Consider the following 25,424-nt stretch of genomic DNA (forward strand, 5'->3'; position numbering starts at 1 on the left):
CCGGGCAGGGCAATTCAAACGGATAGATTGACGCCAAAAGTAAGCTGTCCTGCTGGAACGCGATCAATATCTGCCGATATTCCCGACATCGGCTGAACCCGATATATCAGGACAACACACACACGAACAGCACTATCGCGGCCAATGCCTGTACGAGCACGCTAGCATGTCGAATTCGGTAAGTACTGCTGCGCAAGCACGCCAGTCATCATCGACCGAGTCATCCCCGTGCGCCAGGCGGCGCTCATCGACGAAGAACCCACATGCATCGACGTTTTCGGCATGCCGTATTGATCTCTCTATTGGCCAGCCTCGGCGCCTTTGTCGCTCCTGTGCGCGCACAGGCTCCATCGACGCCAAAAGTGCAGTCTGGCGATGGACACCCTTACGAGATCGCCGACAGCGAGGTATGGGACGTGCCCGATTCCATTTCCCAACGCGGCTACCAGGTCTTCGTTGCATTGCCACCGTCCTACGCCACCCAGCCACAGCGACGTTACCCCGTGCTGTATGTGACGGACGCCGACTACGCTTTCCCCATCATTCGGCAGCTGGCGCGCCGCCTGAATGTGGAAGGCCCGCAGATCGAGGAATTCATTCTCGTCGGCTTGTCCTATGGAAAGGGCGAGGACGGCGGTGTCAGCCGCCAGCGTGATTACACGCCGACACCCAACGGTCCAAGTACTGCATCACCCAATTCGATACATGGTCAGGCGCGCGCCTATCAAAAATATCTGCGCGATCAGGTAAAGCCCTTCATCACCGATCGGTATCGCGCAGACTCTGCCAGAGCAATCTTTCTGGGCCACTCCTACGGCGCGCTGCTTGGAATACAGGTGCTTTTCACCGACCCTGGCATGTTCAGCAGCTATATCCTCGGCAGTCCCTCTCTCTGGTACGACAAGCGGCATGCCTTGAAGCTCGAGGCGAGTTACGCCAAGCAGAATCAGGACCTGAGGGCGAACGTATACCTGTATGTCGGTGCCTATGAGGCCTTGCGAAAAGGTGATCGACGCTACAACCAGACGGTGGACATGGTTGCCGACAATCGCGCATTGGAAGCGGCTCTGCTGAGCAGGAAGTACCCGAGCTTGAAACTAAAGTCAGCGATCTTGAACGATGAGGACCATCTCACCGTCGCACCACGTGGCTTCACGCAGGGGTTGAAGTACCTGTTGCCAGTGCGCTGAGCCCTCATATGGCGTTGACCCATTTCAGCAAGGCTTTGCTGGCCACGGGCGCTGACGGCGCGCAATCGGGTGGCCGCTTCGGGTCGAACTGACACAACCAGTCGGTACCAGTCCTCTTCAACCTGGCGCCTTGCCCTTCACCCACAACCCAAACTCCTTCATCACCCCCACCACCGGCTTGAGCCGTTCCCCATCCTGGGTCAATTCGTACTCCACCTTGATCGGCGCCGTGGGGTAGACGGTGCGCTTGACCAGGCCCGCTTCCTCCAGCGCGCGAAGGTCCAGGGTGAGGGAGCGTTGGGAAATGCCGGGCATGTCGCGGCGCAGGTCGTTGAATCGCCGGGGGCCGTCGATGAGGTAGGAGGCGATGAGCAGCCTCCAGCGGCCGCCCAGCAGGCGCATGGCTTCTTCCACGGAGCAGCCGGAGATGTTGGATTTCATAGCACATTCATCATAGGCAGGCGGCAGGTATATTTTTTTAACCTATGGGCAGTTTTATTGCCTTCTTCCAGATTTATCCCTGGTGCATGACATTGGCCAGGGGCTGTGCCTGAACGCGCAGGCCCCTTGTTCCATCACCAGAGAAATTCCATGAAGCTGTATTACCTGCCGGGCGCCTGTTCGCTGGCGCCGCACATTGTCCTGAATGAGCTGGGGCTTGATTTCCAACTGGTCCGGGTGGACCACAAGACCCACCAGACGGAAGACGGCAGGGACTTCCGTGCGCTCAGCCCGTTCGGCTATGTCCCCCTGCTGGAGTTGGACGACGGCAGCCTGCTGCGGGAAGGGCCCGCCGTTCTGCAGTATCTGGCGGACCTGCGGCCTGCGTCGCTTCTGGCGCCGGCCCATGGCAGCCTGGAGCGTTATCGGCTGCTGGAGTGGCTGGCCTTTCTGAACTCGGAGATCCACAAGGGCTTCATCCCGCTGCTGTATGCCGTGCTGGCGGGAAAGTACGGCGTGGAGACGGCCAGGCCCAAGCTGGAGCAGCGGTATGCCTGGGTGAACGCGCAACTGGCCGGCAAGCGCTACCTGATGGGCGATGGCTTCACCGTGGCCGATGCGTATCTGTACGCGCTCACGCAGTGGGGGCAGGCGCCGTGGCTGGAGTCGGTCTACAAGACGAGCATTCGCTTTGATGGCCTGGAGCATCTTGCAGACTGGTACGCGCGGATGCGGGAGCGGCCTGCCGTGCGCCAGGCGCTGCAGGCGGAAGGGCTGCGATAAGGCCGGGGGCCGCCACGTATTCAGCCACCAAGCACTTTGCTGCTTCATTGCAAGCAGCCTGCGCCTTGCGGCCCTCGGGTGCCCAATGCAATCGTCTGACGTGACGTGACGTGACGTGACGTGAACGTGATGTGAACGTGACGAATCACGCCAAGGTTTCAAGGCTCACGGCCACGATGACGGGGGCAGGATCGGTGTTCACGAGGCGCAAGGCCTGGTTTGGCTGCCCGTCTCCGCTTGCTCGCTGAACCGTCACACCCATGGCCTGCACGGTGTCCGCCTCATCCAGCGTCTGGCGCAGCGAGGCGGGGATTGGCGCTGCGGCAGTGAAGTCGAAGCGGGGCTTCAACGCGACGTAGAAAGTTGACACACGGCACGCCATCAGGCCGCCAGGCCCGAAGAATACGCCTGCATCCGGCACCAGGCCGCGACCCAGCGCCACCATCGAGGCGTCGTACCAGCTGCCGGGGTAGATCGGCACTTGGTCCCAGCATTCAGAGGTGATCGTGACCGTCTCCAGCGAAGCTGCGGGTAGCGCAAGGACGCGGCCGGAAGCGTCCAGGGCCTGCAGGGAAGCCGGAGCCTGCGGCCCTGCGCCGGATGTGTCGTTGAGATTCAAGCGCAAGGTGCCGGGGTTTGCGATCGTGCCGACAGCCACTGCTGCGCTCCACTCCGACGAACTCTTGGGCAGTGTCCAGATCGGTTTCCACTGGAGGTAGCCGGTCTCGTACACCTTGGTCCATCCCACCGGAGTGGGCGAGTATGCAGGTTCGCCCGCAGGCGTTGCCATCTTCTGCATGGCGCCTGCAAGCATCGACTGATAGGGAAATTTGCAGGCTTCGAGTACCTGCAGAAAGGTCTTGTATCCCTGCGAAAAGCTGCGCCCCGACGCTTGGTACAGCGCGCCATTGGCAGCGGACTGGGGCACCGTATCTGCAAAGAGAAACTGCGCGTCGGCCATGGTGCCGGTCACTGGATCCGGCCAGTTCCACGCGGTCACCGGCATCAGCATCTGCCCCCGCACCAGCGGCGCCGAAATGGATGCCGAGCGCTTGAACACCATGCCGGTTTTCGGCCCGCTCGATACGCTTGGGGCCCTTGGGGGCGGAGGCACCAGATCAGCCAGGCCGCCGAGGAACTGATGGATCACGTTCATGAACGCTGTCTCCGGTTGACGGGGGTGGGCGGGGTGGGCGGGACCCGCCAGTCCCGCCCACCCGCTGGTCTTCAGGTCAGTGGATGCCCGGGAAGTCGACGATCACGCCGATGATTTGCGGGTTCACCGAGGTGCTGCTTCCCTTGAAGGTATTGGCCTGTGCGGTGCTCTTGGTGTACTCGGACTGGTGCCCGCCCGTGCCACCGAAGGTGAAGGGTCCGATGCGCACACCCGCGCTGGCCTCGAAGGCCTGCTTGTTCTGCTGGTAGGTGTTGGCGCTCATCGTGATCTCGAACGAAGGCTTGTAGACGACCAGCAGCTCGGACACCCGTGCCGCGACGATGCCGTTCGGGCCGAACAGGGAGCTCGATCCCGGGCCGCCGTTGGCCACCCAAGGGGCGACGATGGTGTAGCCCTGGCCGTTCGGCCCCTGCTGTGCCTTGGCCAGTTCGCTCATGAAGCCGCCCGGGTACCAGTCGCCCGGATTCACCTTCACGCGCGTGGAGGACTCGCAGCTGATCTTCACTGCCGAGCTCGAGTCCTGGTTGAACAGGTCGGACTTGCTCCAGCCGCCCGATGCGTTGACGCTCCAGAAGAAGTTGCCAACGCTGGTCGAGCCCTTGGCAAACGAGGACTTGAAGTCGCTGCTCGATTGCGAAGATTTCATCGCGATCGAGAACGCGCCTGCGCTGCCGTTGCTGAGCGATGCGCGCCAGTCCGCGCCGTTCGTGTCGATGTGGAAGTCCGGCTGCCAGCGCAGGATGCCCGCGCCATCCGGCACCTTGGTCCAGCCTGCCGGTGCGTTGTTCGTGGCGGGGTCGCCCGACGGCGTCTGCATCATGTCGATGGCGCGCTGCAGATCGCTGGGCATGCTGGCCCGCTCCAGCTCCATCTTCATCTTGACCGCCTGGTTGTAGGCGTTGGTGGCCGCCTGGATGGTCGTAATGTAGGCAGCAGCCTCCGGCGCGTTGTTGATCCACGTGCTGATGTCAGGGTAGCGGGCCGCGAATATCAAGCCGCCGTTCTGCTTTGCACTCAGGTAGACCTGGTTCATGTCGCTGTTGGCCTTGACGATCGCATTGCTTTTCTGGACGCACAGGTTGGCCAGCGCTGTCTGATCGGCCTGCTGCTCGGGGCTGACCTTGAATGTCACGTGACCGAAGATCTGGCGAACGGCGTCGAAGAGCGTTGCATCGAGGCTGCCGTACTGACCGATCGCAGACCACTGCGGCATGCCGCTCACGACCTGATAGGCCGCCGCGTCCCATTGCCCGGTCGGAGCCGTGCCCCAGCTGAAGTCCTTGGGGGTGCCAAGCAACTGGAAATTCGGGGTGCCGAGATTATCGACAAGGGCGTTGTACAACTGGCTGAACATGGCTTGATCTGACATGGCGTGCAATTCCTGAAATTGAATGAATAGGGAGCGACATGAGGTTTGAAGTCATGAACGCTTTTCTTTGCCAATGAGAATGATTGCCCGGTATTGGGCCTAAGGCATGGGGTGCCCGGGAGAAATATCAGGTGGTGACCGCGAAGAGTGGTTCATGGCGGGATACTCCTTTGAGTTGCGTGCAGGAATCCGACACGTGGGCGCCGGGAAGATGCCTCGACGGACGCTGACCGTAGAGGCGAAGAGGTGAAGGGATATGAGCCTTTGCAGCCTTTCAAGGCTCGCGCGGATATTCCATATCAACCGCGCAAACCTGGAATGCACTGGCGCCTGCTGAAGCCGTCATAAGTATTCGTTGGACTCATCATGCCCAATTGCATCAGGAGGATGGAATACTTCCAATGTCGTATTCGGTGAGCACGGGCAGGCGATGCGCGCTGGCCTGGATATCAGATGCTGCCGCCATTGCGAGTTGCCGTTGGCGCAAATGTCTGCAACTGGGCGGTGCTTGTCAGGCCCAGTTTGCGCAGAATGTTTTCGCGATGCTTGCGCACGGTCAAGTCGCTGAGGTAAAGCGAACGTGCGATCTCCTTGCTGGTCTGGCCCGCCAGCACGTGCACCATCACTTCCTGCTCGCGGGGAGACAGAGGGAGCGGTGAGCGGGCAGCGCTCAACCAGCCGTGCCGCCTGGCATGCGTGACGAGTTCTACGGCATTGCGCAGGCCCAGCCGCGTGCACATATTGCTGCGGTGCTTGCGTACCGTGTGTTCGCTGATGCCCAGCGTGTGCGCAATGTCCTTGCAACCAAGGCCTTTGGCCATCGCTTCGAGTACATCGATTTCGCGCGCAGTGAGCGCAGACGCGATGACTTCATCTGCTATTGGATGCGCAGCATCGAGATGGCATTCGCTATTTGCCAAAACTATTTCCGATCTATCCATGGTATGTCTCCCATTTTTTATGTGCCGATGCCATAGGGCCATTCCACGCCGAAGCCTCGGCGAGACTGCTTTGCACAGTGCCGTTTGAAAGATTGAATAACTGGCTAAACCGCCTGTTTACCGCCTGAGTAAACTGACGTCATGCCATTCGTGTGAAAATTGTGCGGTAAAGGATCAGCCGAAAAAGCCTGAACATTGGACGATTGAAAATCGCGCGCATTCAGCCTGTGGCAGCCTTTTGTATCCAAGGCGGGAGATTAGTAAACCATTATCAAGATGGTGTGGTGCGTTGAGGGAGTATCAAAGTCGTTTGAGAATCTGTTATCGCCATTTCACCGTTGGAATGGACATCTTAGTGGAAATCTTTGGTGAAATCATTACATCTGGCTACAAAAATTCGACACCAAGGTTTTTGCAGGAGATTGTGGGAAAGCCAATGGTCTTCTGTGGATCGCGCTTGCGTGATCAGGATTTTCTGGCATTGCCCAGCCGAGTTCAGGATGCGGGCTGTTGCGCAGGTCTTGAGACATGCGGGTAAGCAATTCCTGCCATGGCGTATCGAGAAGCGGCTGGGTGCCTGCGACGTGCTTCAAGGGAAGCACCTCTTTTGCCAAAAGCGTTCCCGGGTCATGACGAAGGGCGTGAGCACCACGACCGTCGCCAGTTCCAACGACCTGGATATACGCCAGTTCAGGGGGCAGGGCGGGCGCCCTCGTCAGGCCCGCCCTCCAGCACGCGCAGCAGCAGGGACAGCCGCTGGTCCAGCGCGGCCAGTTCGGCAACGGGCATGGGCGCCAGCATGGCGCGCTCGTTGTCCAGGTGCGCTTCCACGGCGCGGTCTATCAGCTCCAGCCCCTGGTCGGTGAGCTGCACCAGCATGCTGCGCGCGTCCTGCGGGTTGGGCAGGCGCTGCACCAGGCCGCGCGTCTCCAGGCTTTTCATGCGATGGGTCATGGTGCCCGAGGTGACCATGAGCGTGGAAAACAGGGCCGTGGGCGTGAGGCAGAAGGGCGCGCCCGAGCGGCGCAGCGTGGCCAGCACGTCGAATTCCCACATGGTCATGCCGAAGCGGGCAAAGCACTCTTCCAGCCGCTGCTCCAGCAGGGCGGCGCAGCGCTTGATGCGGCCTATGGGGCCCATGGGGCTGGCGTCCAGGTCGGGGCGTTCGCGCGCCCATTGTTCGAGGATGGTGTCTACCCGGTCGGGCAGGCGGGGGAGGGTGGGTTTCGGCATTTGTCTTGATTTTAAGATAAGTCGTGCATAATGGATTTGTCTTGAATTGAAGATAAATGCCATGTCCTCCTCGCCATCCTCTTCTTCCGCACCCTCGGCCAGCCCCGCCATGTCCTGGCGCGACATCCTGCTGACCGCGCTGGCGCCCGCCATCTGGGGCTCCACCTACATCGTCACTTCCGAATTGCTGCCGCCAGACCGTCCGTTCACGGCTGCGCTGATCCGCGTGCTGCCGGCCGGACTGCTGCTGGTGCTGTTCACGCGGCGGCTGCCCGTGGGCTCGGGCTGGTGGCGGCTGCTGGTGCTGGGCGCGCTGAACATCGGCGTGTTCCAGGCGCTGTTGTTTGTGGCGGCCTACCGGCTGCCGGGCGGGCTGGCGGCCGTGCTGGGTGCCGTGCAGCCGCTGCTGGTGATGGCGCTGGCCTGGGGCGTGGACGGGCGGGTCCCCGCGCGGCTGACGCTGTGGGCCGCCGTGGCGGGCATTGCGGGCATGGCGGTGCTGCTGCTGTCGCCGCAGACGGTGTTCGAGCCCGTGGGCATGGCTGCGGCATTGGCGGGTGCGGTGTGCATGGCGGCCGGCACCTGGCTCACGCGGCGCTGGCGCGTGGACTTGCCGGTGCTGGCGCTGACGGGCTGGCAACTGCTGTTTGGCGGGCTGATGCTGCTGCCGCTGGCCTGGTGGGTGGATGCGCCGCTGCCCGCGCTGTCGCTCACCCAGCTGGGCGCCTATGCCTACCTGTGTCTTGCCGGCGCGCTGCTGGCCTATGTGCTGTGGTTTCGCGGCATCGGGCGCCTGCCTTCGGTGGCCGTGTCTTCGCTGGGCCTGCTGAGTCCGCTCACCGCCGTGGTCCTGGGCTGGGCGCTGCTGTCGCAGTCCATGACGGGCATGTCCTTCCTGGGCCTGCTGGTGGTGCTGGCCAGCGTGCTGGCGGTGCAGTGGTCTGCTTCGCGCGGCGCCTGAGCGTGGGAACGGTTGGCAAGGGGCAGCGGATTATTTATCATACGGTGTATGTTTAATTGGATGGAGAGATCACCATGGCACCCGCAAAAGCCCTCAGCAATGCATTCGGCAAGGTCTTCATCGCCACTTCGGTGGATGGTTTTATTGCCCGGCCCGATGGTTCGCTGGACTGGCTGCCGGCCGGGGGCGATGGTGGCGAGGACTACGGCTACGCGGCCTTCATGAAGACGGTGGACGGCATCGTCATGGGCCGCTCCACCTATGAAAGCGTGCTCGGCTTCGAGTCCTGGCCGTTCGACAAGCCCGTGGTGGTGATGAGCCGCACGCTGGGCGCGGGCGATGTGCCTGTGCACCTGCGCGGCAAGTTGCGCATCACGTCCGCCCAGCCTGCCCAATTGGTGGCCGAGCTGCGGGCCGAGGGCTGGGGCAGCGCCTATATCGACGGCGGAGCCGTGATCCGCGCGTTTCTGGCGGCCGGCGAGATTGGCGAGATGACGATCACCCGCGTGCCCGTGCTGATCGGCGCGGGGCGGCCGCTGTTTGGTGATATCGGCTGCGATCTGCGCCTGGCCTGCCTGGCCTCCCAGGCCTATCCCAGCGGCATGGTGAGCACGCGCTACCGGGTGGAGGCGGGTGGCCGGGTCATGGTGCGCAACGGTGGCGGCGATGAGTGAGCCGGCTGTATCGGCTGTACCGGCTGTATCGGCTGTACCGGCTGTATCGACTGCACAGGCTGTACGGCGCGGGCGCCCCTCGGCCGGGCGCTCGCTCAGCCGCGATCAGGTGCTGGATGCCGGGCTGGCCTTGCTGGAGGCCGTGGGCGCGCAGGGCTTTGGCCTGCGGCCGCTGGCGCGGCAGCTGGGCATTACGCCCATGTCGGTGATCCACCATGTGGGCGACCAGCAGGAATTGATGCGCAGCCTGGTGGAGCGCGTGCATGGCCAGCCGCTGGCCGAACCGCAGCCCGGGCTTGCGCCGGCGCAGCGCGTGCAGGCGCTGCTGGCGGGCTACATGGAGCGCGTGCGCCGCCATCCGGCGCTGACGGTGTGCATTCTGGGCGACCCGGCCCTGTTCACCGATTCGCTGGCGGCCTTCACGCAGCGGCTGCGCGGCGAGGTGCAGCAGTGCGAGCCCGGCGAAAACGAGGGCGATGCCGCCGTGCTGCTGGACCTGCTGATCGACTACACGCATGGCCATGCGCTGGCGCTGGCCCTGTCGGGCGAGGGCGCGCAGGCCTTGCATGGCCGGTTCGAGCAGGGGCTGGCGCGGCTGCTGCGCTAGGCGCCGGCCTCCACGCGCAGGCCGGCCTGTTGCCAGCCGGTGAAGCCTGCCTCGAAGCGCCGCGCCTCCCGGCCGCTGGCGCGCAGCGCCGTGACGGCATTGGCCGAGAGCACGCAGTACTGGCCACCGCAATAGGCCACGATGTCCTTGTCGGGCGGCAGCGCGTCCAGCTCGCCTTCCAGCGCTTCCAGGGGAATGTTGACGGCCCCGGGCAGGTGGCCCTGGGCGAATTCCGCTGGCGGACGCACGTCCAGCACGATGGTGTCGTCCATCTGCATGCGCTGCAGCAGCTCGTCCAGCGCAACGGCTTGCAGGCGGTCACGCTGGCGCAGGCTGTCGGAGACCACGGCGCGGATCTCGGCGTGGCGGAATTGCAGATAGTCGTGCAGCGCATCGATGATGCCGGTGATGGGCCCGTCGCCCAGCCGGTACAGCACATGCTTGCCCTCGCGCCGTGTGAGCACCATGCCCGCGCGCTTGAGGTGCTGCAGGTGCTGGGAGGTGTTGGCCACGGACAGCCCGCACAGCTCGGCCAGGCGCTCCACGGGCTGCTCGCCTTCGGCCGCATGGCTCAGCAAGGTGAGGCGGTGGGCATGGCCCAGGGTGCGCGCCAGGTCGGCCAGGTCGGGGAAGGCCTCGATCGGTACAGGGCTGCTTGACGGATTCATGGGGGATAGCCTAGCATCACGCAAACATTCAATCAATTAATTGAATGTATTGTTCATTGTGCATGCGGTGGCATCCAAGGAGGCCGCTGCAACCCTGCAAGAGAGTGGAAAGACATGCTGGATGTGCCGGAATTCCTGCTGCGCGCCGTGCTGACGGGCGCAGGCGCGACCTTGGTGATGGATGTGTGGGCGCTGCTGCTGCAGCGTCTGTGGGGCGTGCCTTCGCTGGACTACGCCATGGTGGGCCGCTGGCTGGGCCATCTGCCGCGCGGCCGGCTGGTGCATGCCGGCATCGGCCGGTCCGCGCCGGTGGCGGGTGAGAAGGCCCTGGGCTGGGTGGCGCACTATGCGATCGGCATCGCCTTTGCGGCAGCCCTGCTGGCCCTGGCGGGTGAGGGCTGGGCCCGGGCGCCCACGCTGTGGCCGGCCCTGGCCTGGGGCGTGTTCACCGTGGCCGCACCCTTCCTGGCGCTGCAGCCGTGCATGGGGGCGGGGCTGTTTGCCCGCAAGACACCCAAGCCCGCCGTGGCGCGGCTGCGCAGCCTGATGGCGCACACGGTGTTCGGCCTGGGCCTGTTCATCGCGGCCTGGGCCGTCTCGCAACTGAGGGGCTGAGCGGATGCGCTGACCCGGTTCAGGCAAACAGCCTGTGCGCCATGAATTCGAGAAAGGCCCTGACCTTGGGCGAGAGGTCGCGGCCCGGGGGCCAGACCATCCAGACCGTGCCCTGGGCGTTGGCGGTGAACGGGTCGAGCACGGTCTGCAGCAGGCCCTGCTCAAGCTGCCGGGCCACGGTGAAGTCCGGCAGGCAGGCAATGCCCTGGCCGCGCAGCGCCAGGAAGATGCGCATCTCCACGCTGTTGCAGACCACGCTGGAGGGCAGCGCGGGCGGGGCGGTGTCGTCGTCATTTCCCAAGGGCCAGCGCTCCAGCCGGCCGGTGGCCGGATAGCGGTAGTGCAGGCATTGGTGGCGGACCAGGTCGGCAGGTTGCACCGGCCTGCCATGGCGCTGGAAATAAGCGGGCGAGCCCACCAGCACGCGCCGGAAGCCGCCCAGCCGCCGGTGCTTGAGGCCCGAGTCCTGCAGCGGCGCGGCGCGTATGGCCACGTCAAAGCCGTCGCCGATCACATCGGCCAGATGGTCCGAGAAATTCAGGTCCAGTTCGACTTCGGGGTACTCCAGCAGGAAGTCCGAGAGCGCCTGCTCGAACAAACCGCAGTGGCGTGGCAGGCTGACCTTGAGCCGGCCCTGGGGCCGCTCGCCAGCATGGCGCAGTTCCTGCTGCGCGGCCTCGACCTCGCAGAGGATGCGCCGGCAGCGCTCCAGAAAGCGTTCGCCCTCGGCCGTGAGTGCCAGCGTGCGCGTGCTGCGGTTGAACAGGCGCACGCCCAGGCGCTCCTCCAGCCGCGCCACGGCCTTGCCCACGGCCGAGGGCGACAGCCCCAGTTCGCGCGCCACGGCAGAGAAGCCCAGCCGCTCGGCCACGCGCACAAAGAGGCCGATGCTGCCCAGGCTGTCTATTTCCATGCGCTGTGTGAAGAGGTGTGTGAAGAAGATGATTTGAGACTCATGTGTCTCAAGTGTTCGGAAATAAAGATAGATTGTCTCAGATGAAGACGGGCCTACGCTGGCGGTCGTTTCTTGAAATGGCGCACAAACCATGTCTTCCCTCTCTCGCGGCAACCCCCTCAAATGGCTGCAACTGCTGGCCGTCTGCCTGACGGGGCTGCTGATTCCCCTGAGCTTCACGGGCCCGGCCGTGGCCCTGCCTTCCATCCATGCCGAGCTGGGCGGCACGCCCTCCCAGCTGGGCTGGATCATGAATGCCTACATCCTGAGCTACGGCAGCGCCATGATGGTGGCCGGCAGCCTGACCGACATTCATGGCCGGCGCCGCCTGTGGCTGCTGGGGCTGGCCTGGTTCGGCCTGCTGAGCTTTGGCGTGGGCCTGGCAACCGATCTGCGCTGGGCCGATGGGCTGCGTCTGCTGCAGGGGCTGGGCGGTGCGGTGGCCTTTGCGGCGGCCATGTCCTCGCTGGCGCCGCTGTTCGAGGGCGCGGCGCGCATGCGGGCCTTCAGCCTGCTGGGCACGACCTTTGGCCTGGGCCTGGCCTTCGGCCCCTGGGCGTCGGGCCTGATGGTGGACAGCCTGGGCTGGCGCTGGGTGTTCCATGGGACGGGGCTGGTGGCGCTGCTGGGCCTGCCCATGGTGATGGCCAGCGCGCGGCGCGATGAAGCCGTGTCTGCCGACCGGCCCGACTGGCTGGGCGCAGCCCTGTTCACCCTGGCCCTGGGCGGTTTCACCTACGGCGTGCTGATGGTGCCCGAGCGCGGCTGGCTCCATGCCGAGGTGCTGGGGCCGCTGGCGCTGTCCGCCGTGCTGTTCGTGGTCTTCGTGGCGGTGCAGCGGCGCGTGGCCCGTCCGTTGCTGGATCTGTCGCTGTTCTCGCAGCCACGCTTTCTGGGCGTGCAGCTGCTGGCGGCGTCACCGGCGTTTCTGTTCATCTCTCTGGTGGTCATGCTGCCCGGGCGCTTCATTGGCGTGGAGGGCCTCAGCCCGCTGGCGGCGGGCCGCATGATGGGCTGGCTGGCGGCGCCCTTGCTGGTGGTGCCGCTGCTGGCGGCCCTGCTGGTGGGCCTGTTGTCGCGCTGGATCAGCCCGGGCCGGCTGTCGGCGGCCGGTCTGCTGCTGGCCGCGGCGGGCCTGTGGTGGCTGGCGGCTGCCTTCGGGCAGGGCGCCGGTCCGGTGTTGGCGCTGCCCTTGCTGCTGATAGGCACCGGCATTGGCCTGCCCTGGGGCCTGATGGACGGGCTGGCCGTGAGCACCGTGGCGCCAGACCGCGTGGGCATGGCCACGGGCATCTTCAACACCGTGCGCATCTCGGCGGACGGCGTGGCCCTGGCCGTGGCGGGCGCCGTGCTGGCGGTGCTGGTGGAGGGGCGGCTTGTCGGGCTGTCGCCCGATGCAGGCCTGCGGCGCGAGATGGCCGGGCAACTGGCCCAGGCCGATCTGGCGCGCGCCGCCCAGGCGCTGCCGGGGCAGGACGGCTTGCTTGCGCAGGTGTACGGCGCGGCCTTCCACGATCTGTTGCTGCTGCTGGCAGGGCTGGCGGTGGTCACGGCGCTGGCCGTGCTGTGGCTGCTGGAGCGCAAGGGCCGGGCCGTGTCTTCCCCGGAGCAACTGGCCCCGCAGGCCGCGCGCAGGCTCAGCTAGCAGGCTGCAACTGCACGCCCAGGCGCGAGAACAGGATCTGCCGGCCATCGCCCTGCAGGCGCTGTATCACCATGCCACCATCGCGGTGCAGGTAGATGCGCAGGGCGCTGCCGTTGCCGGGATCGTGGTCCAGGTAGCAGGGGTCCTTGTCCAGATCCTTCCAGCCGTGGAGTTCGACCAGCCTGCGTCCGGCGAGGCGGCGCAGCTCGGTCTCGGGGGCCGCGAAATAGCTGTGGGTCTGAAGCCACAGCGTGCGCAGCTGCTCGAAGGACTGTTCGCGCGAGGAACAGGCGGGCGCAGCCTCCAGCAGGGACAGCAGCATGTCCAGAAGCTGATCGAATGAATACTGCATGCCGCGCCCCTTTCAGCGATCGACGGTGCGCACTGCGCAACCTCGATCAGGGTAACCGGATATTGCGCGAATGTGAACAAAGCATGACCGTGGTGGTTTGTCGCTATTGCCAGCCTGCGCCGACAGTGATTGGCGCGGGTGTTGCATGCAGGGCACCGGCCTGGATGGCCGGACAATGGCCGGGCACATCCTGCGTGATGCCGACCTTTTTTGTTCCCGCCACCTGTTTCCCCACTTCTGCTGCCCATGGAACGCTTCACCATCTCCATCGACGACGACCTGGCCCGTGATTTCGACGCATGGATCGCCGCGCGCGGCTACGACAACCGCTCCGAGGCCATCCGCGACGTGCTGCGCGCCCACCTGGCCCAGGTGCGCGAGCGCGAGGACGCCGACGGCCTGTGCGTGGCCAACCTGTCCTATGTCTACAACCACCACGAGCGCGACCTGTCCGAGCGCCTGGCCAGCCTGCAGCATGACCACCATGAGCTGCACATGGCCACCACCCATGTGCACCTGGACCACGAGCAATGCATTGAAACCGTCATGCTGCGCGGCCCGGCCAGCGCCGTGCGGCGCTTTGCCGACACCATCACGGCCGAGCGCGGCGTGCACCACGGCCAGCTCAACGTGGTGATGGTGCGCAGGGCAGAGCCTGGCGGGCACGATCACGCGCACCACCATCCGCATTCGCACGACGATTGAGCCAGCCCGGGGCCGGGCGCCTTGCGCAGCCCCTGTCATGCAGGTCGGTATGAAGTTTGCTTTTTTCTTCATACAACTCCTGGAAACGCATGACACATCCCCTGAATTCCCCTTCCCGGCGCCTTGCCGTGCACCAGATTGCAGCAGCTGGCCTGCTGGGCCTGGGTTGCATTCACCATGTCGGTGCACAGCAGGCGGGCGACGCCACGGCCAGCCTGCAGCCTGTCGAGGTCAAGGGCCAGACCGCGCGCGGCGCCTCGGCCGCCTACACCACCAGCGTGATCGAGGCCGAGGACATCGCCAACGCCCATGTCAGCCATCCGCAGGAGCTGCTGCGCCAGGTGCCGGGCATGAATGTGCAGAACTACCAGCTGTCCGGCGTGGGTGACGCCATCGTCATGCGCGGCTTCGGCGGTGGGGGTCATGGCGGCGACGTGGGCGTGGTGCTGGACGGCATTCCCCTGAATGAGGCCATGTCGCATGCCGACGGCTATGTGGACCTGGGCGTGATCGTGCCGCTGGAGATGGAGCGCATCAGCATCTACAAGGGTCCCGTGTCCGCGCTGTACGGCAACTTCAACCGCGCGGGGCTGATGGCGATAGAGACGCGCAAGCAGGGCGACTACACCCCCTACCGCGAGGCCGACGTGAGCCTGGCCTCGCACGGCACGCTGGACGCTCAGGCGGCGCTGGGGTTGAAGCCGGGCGATGGCGAGTTCCTGAACCTGGCGGCCCAGCACTACCGCACGGACGGTTTCCGCGCGCAGTCGCAAATGCAGCGCAGCACGGCATCCCTGCGCTGGAGCAAGCGGCTCACGCCGCAGCTGGAGGTGGCGCTGTCGGCACGGCTGCACCATGGTGAGGGCGATTCGCCGTCGTACCTGACAGCGGGGCAGTTCGCGCGCGATCCGCAAGGCATGGACCCGCGCGCCATGAACGATGGCACGCGCAAGAACTTCGCCACGCTGCGGGCCGATGTGCAGTACGCGCTCTCGCCCCGGCTGACCTGGCTGGGCCATGCCTACACCACGCAGCAAAGCTTCACGCGCTGGTTCAGCCGGCCCATCGACGCACTGCAGTGGCGCCAGCGCGAGGAAAGCTATGACCGCGCCGTCTACGGCGCCGGCACCAGCCTCAATGGCCGCCATGTCACGGCGCTGACCCCGCTCAACTGGGTGGCCGGGCTGGAGGCCGTGCGCGAATCCACCGACTACCAGTTCTACGACGGCCTGCAATGGCGCGAGCGCACGGGCGCAGCCATTGACGACCGCAATTCCAGGCTCAACACCCTCTCGGCCTTTGCCGAGGTGGATGCGCCCGTTCACCGCCTGCTGCAGCTGTCCGCCGGCCTGCGCTGGGACCGCTTCACGGGCGGCTGCCGTCCCAACGGCCCCGAAACGGGCAGCGACCCCTGCGGCCCGCTGGCGCGCACGGCGCATGCCAGCCCCAAGCTGGGCCTGCGCTCGCAGGTGGCGCCGGGTGTGCTGCTGCGCGCCAGCTGGTCCGAGGGATTTGCGCTGGCCAGCGATTTCGCCAAGTACGCGCTGGGCGCTGCGCGGCTGGACCCCAATATCTTTCGGCAGACCGAAGTGGGCGCGCAGATCAAGCCCATGCCGGGCCTGGTGCTGGATGTGGCCGCCTATCGCATGCTGTCCTCGGGCGAGATCCGCAACGTGGCGCCCGGCGTGTACGAGAACTTCGGCGCCACGCGCCGCACGGGCTTGGAGGCCAGCGCGCTGTGGGCGGTGCGCAAGAACCTGGACCTGCAACTGGCCTGGGGCAGCGCCCATTCGCGCGTGACCGAGAACGGCAACCCGGCCCTGGTCGGCAACCAGGTGGCCGGCGTGCCCCGGCAGACGGCCACCGTGGGCCTGGCCTGGCGCCCGCTGGCGCAGTGGGAGGGCACGCTCACCTGGCGCCGCGTGGGCCGCTATGCCGTCACGGCCGACAACAGCGTGTTCTACGGCGGCTACGCCACCTGGGACCTGGGCCTGAGCTGGCGCCTGCCTTCGGCGCGCAGCCGCATTTATGCCGTGGTCTCCAACCTGGGGGACAAGGCCTATGCCACGTCGGCCTCGGTCATCCGCGGCGTGCCGCTGTTCGCGCCCGGCGCGCCGCGCACGCTCAAGGTCGGCGTGCAGACACAGTTTTGAGGAAGCAAGAAATGAAATCCAACCCCTGTTTCGCATCCGTTGCAACCGCCGCATTCGTGGTCCTGCTGGCCTGCGCACCGCTGGCCCAGGCCCACAACGTCTGGCTGGAGCCCGATGCCGACGGCGCCTACACCGTTCAATTCGGCGGCCATGAGGGCAAGCTGGAGAACTTTGCGGCCGGCAAGCTCAAGAGCGTTGAGGCGTATGACGCGCGCGGCCGCCGCATCGACGTGGCCGTGCAGCCCGTGCCCGGCGGTGCCCGCGCCACGCCGGCCCGCAAGGCCGCGCTGCTGGCCGCGCATTTCGACAACGGATTTTTCAGCCGCGTGGGCGAGGGGCCGATGGTTGAAAAGCCCATGACCGAGAACCCCGGTGCCACCAGTGGCGTGCATGCGCTCAAGTTCCACAAGACCATCCTCGAATGGGGCCCGGTCACCCGCGAGAAGCTGGGCCAGACCCTGGAGATCGTCGCCCGGACCCGCCGCTCGCCCCACGCGGGCGAGCCCCAGCAATTCCAGGTGCTGCTGAACGGCCAGCCTCGGGCCGGCGTGCGCGTGTCGCTGGGAGAAAGCGGCCCGCCACTGGCAACCGATGCCGACGGCCTGGTGACCGTCACACCGCGTGCCGGCATGAACCAGTTGCTGGCCATCGTGCGCCTGCCCGTGGCAGGCGACGCGCGCACCACCAGCCTCAGCTACGAATACCTGCTGGGGTTCTCAGCGCATTGAAGTGGGGGCGGTGCCCGGCCGCGCTCAGTACGCTCAGGCGGACACGGGGGTGGAGCTGCCCCCCAGGTGCCGGGCCGGCCGGTGCGTGTAGCGGTCCAGGGCCAGGCCGTCGGTGCTGATTTCCGGACTGCGGCCGGTGATCAGGTCGGCGATCAGGCGGCCCGAGCCGCAGGCCATGGTCCAGCCCAGCGTGCCGTGGCCGGTGTTCAGGAACAGGTTGGCATAGCGCGTGGCGCCGATGATGGGCGTGCCGTCCGGCGTCATGGGCCGCAGCCCGGTCCAGAAGCTGGCACGCGCCACGTCGCCGCCCGGGAACAGGTCGTTGACCACCAGCTCCAGCGTGGCGCGCCGGCGCGGGTCCAGGCGCAGGTCGAACCCGCCCAGCTCGGCCATGCCGCCCACGCGGATGCGGTCGTCAAAGCGGGTGACGGCAATCTTGTAGGTCTCGTCCAGCACCGTGGACTGCGGCGCCAGCGCCGGGTTGCCCAGCGGCACGGTGAGCGAATAGCCCTTGACGGGGTAGACGGGCAGGTCAAGCCCCAGCGGCTCAAGCGCCTGGCGCGAGTAGCTGCCGAAGGCCATCACATAGCGGTCGGCGGTCAGCAGTTCGCCATTGACGCGCACGCCGGCAATGCGGCCGCCTTCGACCACCAGGCCATCCACGTTCTGGTTGAAGCGCAACTCCACGCCCAGGCCGGTGGCGATGCGGGCCAATTCATTGGTGAAGCGGTGGCAGTCGCCGGTCTCGTCCTTGGGCAGGCGCAGGCCGCCGGTCAGCCGGTCGCGCGCCTGGGCCAGCGCGGGCTCCACCTGGGCGAGCTGGTCGCGGTCCAGCAGTTCGTAGGGCACGGCGCATTCGCGCAGCACGGCCACATCGCGCTCCACGGCGTCCAGCTGGGCCTGGGTGCGGAACAGCTGCAGCGTTCCGCCCGTGCGCTGCTCGTAGGCAATGCCGGTGTCGGCGCGCAGCTGCTGCAGGCAGCTGCGGCTGTACTCGGCCACGCGCATCATGCGTTCCTTGTTGACGGCGTAGCGCTGGGCAGAGCAGTTGCGCAGCATCTGCGCCATCCAGCGCAACTGGAACAGGCTGCCGTCCAGGCGCACGGCCAGCGGCGCGTGTTCCTGCAGCATCCACTTCAGGGCCTTGAGCGGAATGCCGGGCGCCGCCCAGGGCGTGGAGTAGCCGGGCGAGACCTGGCCCGCGTTGGCAAAGCTGGTTTCGGACGCGGGCGCATCCTGCCGGTCCAGCACCGTGACCTCGGCACCGGCCCGCGCCAGGTAGTACGCACTGGTCACGCCGATGACACCGCCGCCAAGAACAAGGACTTTCATACGATTCACCGCCAGGTCAACAAGATGAAATCAAAGTCTATTGACGATGAGGCAGTGGAAACCACTGAAATATTGCTACTCTCCAGTGATTGATAAGCCCCGGGAATCGCCGCCATGGCTGCCAAAAGTGAAAACCGCGTGCTTGACCGCACCGATCGCAAGATCCTCGACATCCTGCAGCGGGATGGCCGCATCTCCATGACCGAACTGGCCGAGCAGGTCAGCCTCTCGGCCACGCCCTGTTCGGAGCGCGTGCGCCGCCTGGAGCGCGATGGCGTGATCACGGGCTACCACGCCCACCTCTCGCCCGAGGCGCTGGGCAAGACGCTGCTGGTGTTCGTGGAGATCAAGCTCTCGTCCAAGTCGGGCGAGGTCTTCGACAAGGTGCGCCAGGAACTGCTGCACGTGCCCGACGTGCTGGAGTGCTTCCTGGTCTCGGGCAGCTTCGACTACCTGGTCAAGGCCCGCCTGGGCGGCATGCGCGAGTACCGCCGCCTGCTGGGCGACATCCTCAAGAAACTGCCCGTGCCGGCCGAGTCGCACAGCTATGTGGTGATGGAAGAGGTCAAGGAGACGCTGGCGCTGCCTGTGGACCGGTGAGGGCGCCGTCCTCGGCGTTCCAGGGTCGGATCTACCGCCATTTCTTATTGTTATTTACTGTTTGAAACGTTTGTCACAATATCGTTGATTCAAATGGGGTATTGTGCGATCCAATCAAAAAGGATATTGGGCGGAAGATCGGTTGTTATGGAGTTCCGCATTCATCGGCGCTCTCCGTTGAAAAGTAAACCGGACGACGGCTTGGAGTTCAATTCCAATGGCGGGATTGCAAATATTTGTCATTGGATAGTGGCTGTAAGGGATTGTTGATTTTTAAAGTTCAATGCCAGTGATACCTTGATAGCTCAAATCTATCTATCACTGGGAGTTCTATGAACAATCACGCCCTCATGGCTGCCTTGATGGCCGGCGCAGCACTCTCGGCCTGCCCCCCCGCCAGCGCGCAAGTAACGCGTTACTACGGGGAGATGAGAACCGCCTACTCGGATTTCCAGGATCGCACGGCGTGTCCCCTGGGGTCTCACGGCTCATGCCAGGATTTTCCGAGGACCGCCCGCCTGGCCGGCTGGTTTGAAACGGCCGCACCCTTGCAGCCCAATCTGGACGAGAGCGAAATAAGGGCGCTGGTGACTTCCTATAGTTTCTCGGACGGATTGAACACCTACAGCAGTTCCGATCCGGATGTGCGCGCATTCATATTCAGGGTTTCCACGGACAGTGGATCCAATATCGTGAGAAACAGAATCCACCTTCAACGCTGGCTGACGGGAAACAATCCGCACCGCTCCATCAATCAAATTGGCCCGGGTGGATCTCCCAATGATGTGGATATGCTCAGCCGGTTTGAAATGGCCACAGAACAGGTGGGTGCCATGAACAACGCGATGTGCGCTTCCTTGTTCTCGGAAACATCCCAGCAGGTCAGCCATTCGGGTGAAAGCGACACCTGCTTGGGCACCTATGAGATGCCCGACAACGGCGTGTCCGTTGCGTGGACCGGGGCGCCCGTGCAAAACCAGAACGTCATGTCCTGGCACAGGGAGGCCGTGCATCCTGCCCTGTCGTTGACCCATAGCATCTCGCCCGCAGGCCAGGTGCAGGCGGGGCAGGAGGTGCGCTACACCATCACCGTCAGGAATACGGGGACCGTGCCCGCCACCCAAGCGCAGATTGCCGACAGCCTGCCTGCCGGCCTGGAGCGCGCCACCTGGATCTGTACGCCCGGCGCCAGCACACCATGTCCCGTGGCGTCAGGCTCCGGATCGCTGGCAGTCACGGTGCCCGTGTTCGCGGCAGGAGACTCGCTGGTTTTCACCGTGATGGCCAGCGTGTCCAACCCGGCGCCCGCAACCATTACCAATGTGGCCACGGTGGATGCCGGGGACCCGTCGGTGCAGTGCATGCAAGCAGGGCAGGTCGTGGGAACGGTGCCGTGCATGGCTTCCGCGTCCATCAATACGGTGGCGGCTCCCCCCGGCGGTGGCCAGGTGACCCCCGTGCCGACGCTGCAGCACACAGCCCTTGTGGTCCTGAGCCTGCTGGCTGCAGCCATCGGATGGATGGGGCTGGGGCGGCGCCAGCGGGTCGGCGCGGGCCGCTGACGCGGCCAGGGCGCGCCGGCCCGGGCTCAGTCGATCAACCGCCCGTCCGCATCCCAGAACGGGTGCGGCCCGTCGAATTGCCCGCTGGCCACCGCATGGCTGACCAGTCGGCCGCCGTGCGGCAGGGCGTGCAGCATGAAGCCGGGCGGCTCCAGCGTCCAGGCCGATGCGGCGTTGGCCGCCAGGTCCAGGCAGACCTGGTGGGCGGGCGCGGGCGAGGTCATGGCCACCGTGCCGCCGAAGGCGACCTGGATGCTGCGGTGCAGGTGGCCGCAGATGACGCGCTGCACGTTGGGGTGGCGGCGCACCAGGTCTTCGAGTGCCTGGGCGCCCTGCAGCAGGCCGATCTTGTCCATGTGGCCTATCAGGGTCTCGAAGGGCGGGTGGTGCATGGCGATCACCACGGGGCGGCCTTCGCTGGCGGCCAGCTGCAGCTCCAGCCATTGCAGGCGCTCCTCGCACAGCGCGCCCTCGCTGTGGCCGGGCACCACGGTGTCCAGCGCGATCAGCCGCAGATCGCCGATGTCCACCGCGTACTGGATGAAGCCTTCGCTGCGCAGCCAGGTGTGATCGGGAAAGGCGGTGCGCAGCGCGTCGCGGTCGTCGTGGTTGCCGGGCAGCAGGTAGATGGGAAGCTCGCCCAGCGGCGCCAGCAGGCTGCGCAGGTGGGCGTATTCGGCGGGCCTGCCGAAGTCGGTCAGGTCGCCGGTGATCACCAGGGCATGCGGGGGCTGGGGCAGGGCGAGCACGCTTTGCACGCTGCTTTCCAGGTACCGGGCGGTATCGATGCGGCGGTAGGTCAGGCGACCGGGTTCGCGGATGTGCAGGTCGGTGAGCTGGGCCAGGAAGGTGGTCATGGAAGTGCGGGAAGTGCGGGAAGTGCGATGGCTTTCAGGCGTGGGCATGGTTGGGCATCCATTGATGGGGGGCGATGCGCAGGGCCACGCGGTCGCCCGATTGCGCGGCGTGGTCGCGCGCCACGTCGGCCATCAGCGGCGTGTGGCCCGCCAGTTCCAGCGTGAGCTGCAGGCGGTCGCCCAGGAAGACGCGGCGCGTCACCGATGCCGGCACTCCGCCCGGCGTGCCGGCGGCGCAGACCTCGATGTCTTCAGGGCGCAGCAGCAGCCGGGCCGCGCCCGTGCATTCGGCCGGGCAGGCCAGCTCCATGCCGGCCAGCGCCAGCCGGTTGCTGCGCGCATCGTCTTCGCTGCGTTCGACATGGTTCACGCGCCCCAGGAAGGTGGCGACAAAGGGATGGGCCGGGCGGCGGTACAGGCTCTCACCGTCGCCCACCTGCAGGATGCGGCCTGCCTGCATCACGGCCATGCGGTCGGCAATGGCCATGGCCTCCTGCTGGTCGTGCGTGACGTGGACGGCGGTGATGCGCAGCTGGCGCAGCAATTGGGCCAGCTCGTCGCGCAGGGTTTCCTTGAGCTTGGCGTCCAGTGCGGTCAGCGGCTCGTCCAGCAGCAGCACGCGCGGGCGCGATGCCACGGCGCGGGCCAGGGCCACGCGCTGGCGCTGGCCGCCGGACAGTTCGGCCGGGCGCTTGTGCTCCAGGCCGTTCAGGCGCACCAGGTCCACCAGTTCGCCCACCACGCGGCGCTGCTCCTGCTCGGACACGCCGCGTATGCGCAGGCCGTAGCCAATGTTGGCCTGCACGCTCATCTGCGGGAACAGCGCGTAGTGCTGGAACACCATGCCCACCTGGCGCTTTTCTATGGGCACGCGGGTGACGTCGGTGTCGCCGAAGGCGATGCGGCTGCCCGCGTCCGGCGTCTCCAGCCCCGCGATGATGCGCAGCAGCGTGGTCTTGCCGCAGCCCGAGGGGCCGAGCAGGGCCAGCACCTCGCCGGGCTCCACGCGCAGGTCGGTGGCCTGCAGGCCGCGCGTTCCGTCGGCATAGGTCTTGGCGCATTGCCGGATGTCGATGGCGACGCTGTTACTTTCCATAATGCTTCTCGATGAAATGCCCCAGCGCCTGCAGCAGCCACATCACGGGCAGGATGACGATGAGGAAGATGAGGGTGTAGGCCGAGCCCACCTCGATGCGCATGGACGCATAGCTGTCGGCCAGGCCCACGGGCAGGGTGCGCGTCAGCGGCGTATGCAGCATCCAGGTCAGGTTGAACTCGCCCATGGACAGGGTGAACACCATCAGGCAGGCGGCCACGATGGCGGGCAGCACGGCAGGCACCAGCACGCCCAGGAAGCGCTGCGTGAACGAGGCGCCCAGGCTGCGCGCAGCCTCCTCCAGCGCCACCAGTTCCTGGCGGCGCAGCGCCGAGCCCACCATGCGCACCATGAAGGGCAGGGTGAACACCACATGGCCCACCAGGATGAAGGCAAAGCTCTGGCGGAAGGCGGCCACGCTGCCATAGGCCAGCAGCAGGGCCAGGGCGCTGGCCAGGCCCGGAATCGCCACGGGCAGGGTCAGCAGCTCCTCGAAATGCCGGGCCCAGGGCGATCGGCTGCGCGCCAGCGCATAGGCGCAGGGCACGCCCAGCACCAAGGTCATGGCCACGCAGGCGCAGGCCAGCAGCAGCGACATCAGCACGGTATTGCCGTAGCCGGCCCAGACCTCGGCCAGCCAGCGGGTGGTCAATCCGCTGGACAGGCCCTGGCCGTAGTTCTGCACCAGCCCGGCCAGCACCGACAGCAGCATGGGCGCCAGCATGAACAGGGTGACCGTGGCCGTCACCAGCCACATCAGCGGTGGCATTTTTGGCCGCCGGGCCGCCCCAAGGCAAAAAGCGGCCCCTTCGGGGGGCAGCGGACCTTGCGCTGCAAGGGCAGCGTGGGGGCTATTTTTTTGTGTGGTCCGCATGTTCAGACTCCCGAGGCGGCCGGACCCGCCCAGCGCCGCGACAGCCACAGCACCAGCCAGGTGATCAGCCCCAGGCTGATCGACAGGCTGGCGGCCAGGGCGAAGTTGGCGTAGTTGGTGAACTCGTTGTAGATGGTGATGGGCAGCACCTCGAACTTGCTCGACAGCGTGAAGGCCGTGCCGAAGGCGCCGACCGACGTGGCGAACACGATGGCGCTGCAGGCCAGCGTGGTGGGCAGCAACTGCGGCCACCACACATCGCGCGCCACGCGCCAGCCATTGCCGCCCAGCGAGCGCGCGGCCTCTTCCAGGTGCGGGTCCAGCGCCTCGGCCGCTGCCGTGTAGGAGGCAATGGCGCGCGGCAGCGAGAAATACAGGTAGCCCAGGAACAGGCCCAGCAGCCCGTAGGCGAAGGTGATCCGCTCGCCGCCCAGGGCCACCGACAGATCGGCCAGCGCGCCCTGGCGCCCGCCCAGCAGGATGATGAAAAAGCCGATGATCACGCCCGGAAACGACAGCGGCAGCGTCAGCAGCGACAGCAGCAGGCCGCGCCCCGTGAAGCGGTGGCGCGCCAGCGCAATGCCCATCACCGCGCCGATCAGCAGCGTGGCCAGGGTCACGGCCAGTGACAGGGCCAGCGTCTGCAGCAGGCTTTGCAGGTACAGCGCGTCGGTCAGCGTGGCGAAGTAGGTGCGCCAGCCTTCACGCGCCGGCAGCGCCAGCAGCAGGCCGGCCGGCAGCAGCCAGAACGCGGCAAAGAAGGCCACGGCCGGCGCGCTGCAGGCCAGCAGCAGCGCGCGGGCGCGCCAGTCGCCTGGCGCTTGGGAGGGAATGCCCACGATGCAGTCCGCCTGGCTCAACGCACTTCACGCAGGTAGCGCGTGGAGAAGCCCTTTTGCACATCGGCCATCTTCTGGTAGTCCACCGAGGTGGCGCGTGCGTACTCGCTGGCGGGCAGGAAATGGCCGGCCACCTCCTTGGGCAGGGCCACGTCGCGCACGGGGCGCAGGTAGGCGTTGGCCCAGATGGACTGGCCCTTGTCGGACAGCACATAGTCCAGCACCTTCTTGCCGTTGTCCGTGTGCGGCGCCTTGTTCACCAGGCTCATCACATAGGGCATGACCACGGTGCCTTCCTTGGGGATCACGAAGTCCACGTCAGCCTTGTCCTTGTAGCGGGCGCGGTAGGCGTTGAAGTCGTAGTCCAGCAGGATGCCGATCTCGCCCGACAGCAGGCGCGCATACGAGGTCTGCTTGGGCACGATGGGCTCGTTCTTCTGCAGCTTCTTGAAGTAGTCGATGGCGGGCTGGAAGTTGTCCAGTGTGCCGCCCATGGCCTGGTTCACGGCCACGGCGCCCACATAGCCCACGAAGGCCGAGGCCGGGTCCAGGTAGCCGACCAGACCCTTGTATTCGGGCTTGAGCAGGTCTGTCCAGGACTGCGGCACGGGCTTGCCGCCCAGCGCCGCCTTGTTGACCATGAAGCCCAGCGTGCCCGAGTGGATGGTCACCCACTCGCCCTTGGGGTCCTTGAGGCCGGCGGGAACCTGGTCCCAGTTGGCTGGCTTGTAGGCGGCAACCACGCCGTCTTTCTGCGCCTGGATGGCGAAGGTCACGCCCAGGTAGGTCACATCGGCCACGGGGCTGGCCTTCTCGGCCACCAGCTGGGCCAGCGACTGGCCGGAGTTCTTGTTGTCGGGCGGCACGGTGATGCCGGTATCGGCCTTGATGGCCTTGATCTGCGTGCCCCAGTCGGCCCATTCGGGCGGGCAGTTGTAGCAGATGGCGCTCTGGGCCAGGGCCGTTCCGCAGACGGCGGTGGTGGCGGCCAGCAGGGCCAGGCGCTTGAAGGAGGGCTTGAAGGAGAGCTTGAAGGAGAGCTTGAAGGGGAGGGCAGTCAGTTTCAT

At 66.0% G+C, this 25,424-nt stretch carries 27 protein-coding genes; 12 read left to right on the top strand and 15 right to left on the bottom strand.

The window, feature by feature from the left end; translation table 11 throughout:
• The first annotated feature begins 263 nt into the window (after nt 1-263).
• Nucleotides 264-1,190, top strand: a complete 927-nt coding sequence (locus ACUTR7_RS10330) for an alpha/beta hydrolase (protein ID WP_445608770.1) — start codon at nt 264-266, stop codon at nt 1,188-1,190.
• 117 nt (nt 1,191-1,307) lie between these two features.
• Here ACUTR7_RS10330 and ACUTR7_RS10335 read toward each other — a convergent pair whose 3' ends face one another.
• A complete protein-coding gene (locus ACUTR7_RS10335; protein WP_445608771.1) occupies nt 1,308-1,631 on the bottom strand; it encodes a winged helix-turn-helix transcriptional regulator in 324 nt (107 codons plus the stop codon).
• A 150-nt stretch (nt 1,632-1,781) separates the two neighbouring features.
• Between ACUTR7_RS10335 and gstA the strand changes: the two genes are divergently transcribed.
• On the top strand, nt 1,782-2,414 hold the full coding sequence (gene gstA / locus ACUTR7_RS10340; protein WP_445608772.1) for a glutathione transferase GstA: 633 nt from the start codon (nt 1,782-1,784) through the stop codon (nt 2,412-2,414).
• Nucleotides 2,415-2,559: 145 nt separating this feature from the next.
• On the opposite strand, the gene ACUTR7_RS10345 is transcribed toward gstA, so the two are convergent.
• The 5 genes from ACUTR7_RS10345 to ACUTR7_RS10365 form a co-directional block, all read right to left on the bottom strand.
• Nucleotides 2,560-3,570, bottom strand: a complete 1,011-nt coding sequence (locus ACUTR7_RS10345; RefSeq protein WP_097202667.1) for a hypothetical protein — start codon at nt 3,568-3,570, stop codon at nt 2,560-2,562.
• 76 nt (nt 3,571-3,646) lie between these two features.
• Nucleotides 3,647-4,960 (bottom strand): hypothetical protein, encoded by a 1,314-nt coding sequence (locus ACUTR7_RS10350; protein ID WP_043825568.1) that lies wholly within the window; start codon nt 4,958-4,960, stop codon nt 3,647-3,649.
• Nucleotides 4,961-5,409: 449 nt separating this feature from the next.
• Entirely contained in the window at nt 5,410-5,901 is a 492-nt protein-coding gene (locus ACUTR7_RS10355) for a response regulator transcription factor (protein WP_097202665.1), read from the bottom strand.
• Between the two features lie 377 nt (nt 5,902-6,278).
• Complete coding sequence (locus tag ACUTR7_RS10360; RefSeq protein ID WP_445608773.1) at nt 6,279-6,494, bottom strand: hypothetical protein; 216 nt, start codon at nt 6,492-6,494, stop codon at nt 6,279-6,281.
• Nucleotides 6,495-6,591: 97 nt separating this feature from the next.
• A complete protein-coding gene (locus ACUTR7_RS10365; protein WP_013802916.1) occupies nt 6,592-7,134 on the bottom strand; it encodes a MarR family winged helix-turn-helix transcriptional regulator in 543 nt (180 codons plus the stop codon).
• A 109-nt stretch (nt 7,135-7,243) separates the two neighbouring features.
• Between ACUTR7_RS10365 and ACUTR7_RS10370 the strand changes: the two genes are divergently transcribed.
• The 3 genes from ACUTR7_RS10370 (at nt 7,244) to ACUTR7_RS10380 (ending at nt 9,376) form a co-directional block, all read left to right on the top strand.
• Nucleotides 7,244-8,095, top strand: coding sequence for an EamA family transporter (locus ACUTR7_RS10370; RefSeq protein ID WP_088165517.1), 852 nt, complete (start codon nt 7,244-7,246; stop codon nt 8,093-8,095).
• Between the two features lie 74 nt (nt 8,096-8,169).
• Entirely contained in the window at nt 8,170-8,769 is a 600-nt protein-coding gene (locus ACUTR7_RS10375) for a dihydrofolate reductase family protein (RefSeq protein WP_445608774.1), read from the top strand.
• Nucleotides 8,762-9,376: a TetR/AcrR family transcriptional regulator gene (locus ACUTR7_RS10380; RefSeq protein ID WP_445608775.1), complete on the top strand. Its 615-nt coding sequence runs from the start codon at nt 8,762-8,764 to the stop codon at nt 9,374-9,376. Before ACUTR7_RS10375 ends, ACUTR7_RS10380 begins: the two co-directional genes overlap by 8 nt.
• Here the strand turns inward: ACUTR7_RS10380 and ACUTR7_RS10385 are convergent.
• Nucleotides 9,373-10,044 carry an ArsR/SmtB family transcription factor gene (locus ACUTR7_RS10385; RefSeq protein WP_071955213.1) on the bottom strand — a complete coding sequence of 224 codons (672 nt, stop codon included), beginning with the start codon at nt 10,042-10,044 and terminating at the stop codon, nt 9,373-9,375. The two genes, ACUTR7_RS10380 and ACUTR7_RS10385, sit on opposite strands and share 4 nt — an antisense overlap.
• Before the next feature lie 114 nt (nt 10,045-10,158).
• Here ACUTR7_RS10385 and ACUTR7_RS10390 point away from each other — a divergent pair, with 114 nt between their 5' ends.
• The gene (locus ACUTR7_RS10390) at nt 10,159-10,659 is read left to right on the top strand and encodes a DUF2938 domain-containing protein (protein WP_445608776.1); all 501 of its coding nucleotides are present in this window, start codon (nt 10,159-10,161) and stop codon (nt 10,657-10,659) included.
• A 19-nt stretch (nt 10,660-10,678) separates the two neighbouring features.
• Here ACUTR7_RS10390 and ACUTR7_RS10395 read toward each other — a convergent pair whose 3' ends face one another.
• Nucleotides 10,679-11,566, bottom strand: a complete 888-nt coding sequence (locus ACUTR7_RS10395) for a LysR family transcriptional regulator (RefSeq protein WP_445608849.1) — start codon at nt 11,564-11,566, stop codon at nt 10,679-10,681.
• A gap of 139 nt (nt 11,567-11,705) precedes the next feature.
• Between ACUTR7_RS10395 and ACUTR7_RS10400 the strand changes: the two genes are divergently transcribed.
• Entirely contained in the window at nt 11,706-13,259 is a 1,554-nt protein-coding gene (locus ACUTR7_RS10400; protein ID WP_445608777.1) for an MFS transporter, read from the top strand.
• Here the strand turns inward: ACUTR7_RS10400 and ACUTR7_RS10405 are convergent.
• Nucleotides 13,252-13,611: a hypothetical protein gene (locus ACUTR7_RS10405; protein WP_088165118.1), complete on the bottom strand. Its 360-nt coding sequence runs from the start codon at nt 13,609-13,611 to the stop codon at nt 13,252-13,254. The genes ACUTR7_RS10400 and ACUTR7_RS10405 overlap by 8 nt on opposite strands.
• A 246-nt stretch (nt 13,612-13,857) precedes the next feature.
• Between ACUTR7_RS10405 and nikR the strand changes: the two genes are divergently transcribed.
• The 3 genes from nikR (at nt 13,858) to ACUTR7_RS10420 (ending at nt 17,197) form a co-directional block, all read left to right on the top strand.
• Entirely contained in the window at nt 13,858-14,316 is a 459-nt protein-coding gene (gene nikR, locus ACUTR7_RS10410; RefSeq protein ID WP_034392370.1) for a nickel-responsive transcriptional regulator NikR, read from the top strand.
• Between the two features lie 89 nt (nt 14,317-14,405).
• The gene (locus ACUTR7_RS10415) at nt 14,406-16,469 is read left to right on the top strand and encodes a TonB-dependent receptor (protein WP_445608778.1); all 2,064 of its coding nucleotides are present in this window, start codon (nt 14,406-14,408) and stop codon (nt 16,467-16,469) included.
• A gap of 11 nt (nt 16,470-16,480) precedes the next feature.
• Nucleotides 16,481-17,197 (top strand): DUF4198 domain-containing protein, encoded by a 717-nt coding sequence (locus ACUTR7_RS10420; protein ID WP_445608779.1) that lies wholly within the window; start codon nt 16,481-16,483, stop codon nt 17,195-17,197.
• Nucleotides 17,198-17,230: 33 nt separating this feature from the next.
• Here ACUTR7_RS10420 and ACUTR7_RS10425 read toward each other — a convergent pair whose 3' ends face one another.
• On the bottom strand, nt 17,231-18,529 hold the full coding sequence (locus tag ACUTR7_RS10425; RefSeq protein ID WP_373847304.1) for a D-amino acid dehydrogenase: 1,299 nt from the start codon (nt 18,527-18,529) through the stop codon (nt 17,231-17,233).
• A gap of 114 nt (nt 18,530-18,643) precedes the next feature.
• On the opposite strand from ACUTR7_RS10425, the gene ACUTR7_RS10430 reads away from it, so the two are divergent.
• Both ACUTR7_RS10430 and ACUTR7_RS10435 read left to right on the top strand, forming a co-directional pair.
• A complete protein-coding gene (locus tag ACUTR7_RS10430) occupies nt 18,644-19,129 on the top strand; it encodes a winged helix-turn-helix transcriptional regulator (RefSeq protein ID WP_012204957.1) in 486 nt (161 codons plus the stop codon).
• Between the two features lie 332 nt (nt 19,130-19,461).
• Nucleotides 19,462-20,691: an IPTL-CTERM sorting domain-containing protein gene (locus tag ACUTR7_RS10435; RefSeq protein ID WP_445608780.1), complete on the top strand. Its 1,230-nt coding sequence runs from the start codon at nt 19,462-19,464 to the stop codon at nt 20,689-20,691.
• 26 nt (nt 20,692-20,717) lie between these two features.
• Here ACUTR7_RS10435 and ACUTR7_RS10440 read toward each other — a convergent pair whose 3' ends face one another.
• From ACUTR7_RS10440 to ACUTR7_RS10460, 5 genes are all read right to left on the bottom strand, one after another.
• On the bottom strand, nt 20,718-21,596 hold the full coding sequence (locus tag ACUTR7_RS10440; RefSeq protein WP_445608781.1) for a phosphodiesterase: 879 nt from the start codon (nt 21,594-21,596) through the stop codon (nt 20,718-20,720).
• A complete protein-coding gene (locus ACUTR7_RS10445) occupies nt 21,583-22,644 on the bottom strand; it encodes an ABC transporter ATP-binding protein (protein WP_445608782.1) in 1,062 nt (353 codons plus the stop codon). The genes ACUTR7_RS10440 and ACUTR7_RS10445 overlap by 14 nt, the downstream gene beginning before the upstream one ends.
• Nucleotides 22,634-23,401, bottom strand: a complete 768-nt coding sequence (locus ACUTR7_RS10450; protein WP_088165516.1) for an ABC transporter permease — start codon at nt 23,399-23,401, stop codon at nt 22,634-22,636. Before ACUTR7_RS10450 ends, ACUTR7_RS10445 begins: the two co-directional genes overlap by 11 nt.
• A 119-nt stretch (nt 23,402-23,520) precedes the next feature.
• Nucleotides 23,521-24,378, bottom strand: coding sequence for an ABC transporter permease (locus tag ACUTR7_RS10455; RefSeq protein WP_445608783.1), 858 nt, complete (start codon nt 24,376-24,378; stop codon nt 23,521-23,523).
• Nucleotides 24,375-25,424 (bottom strand): ABC transporter substrate-binding protein, encoded by a 1,050-nt coding sequence (locus tag ACUTR7_RS10460; RefSeq protein ID WP_445608784.1) that lies wholly within the window; start codon nt 25,422-25,424, stop codon nt 24,375-24,377. The genes ACUTR7_RS10455 and ACUTR7_RS10460 overlap by 4 nt, the downstream gene beginning before the upstream one ends.

It is taken from the genome of Delftia sp. NA_296.1 (assembly GCF_052692095.1).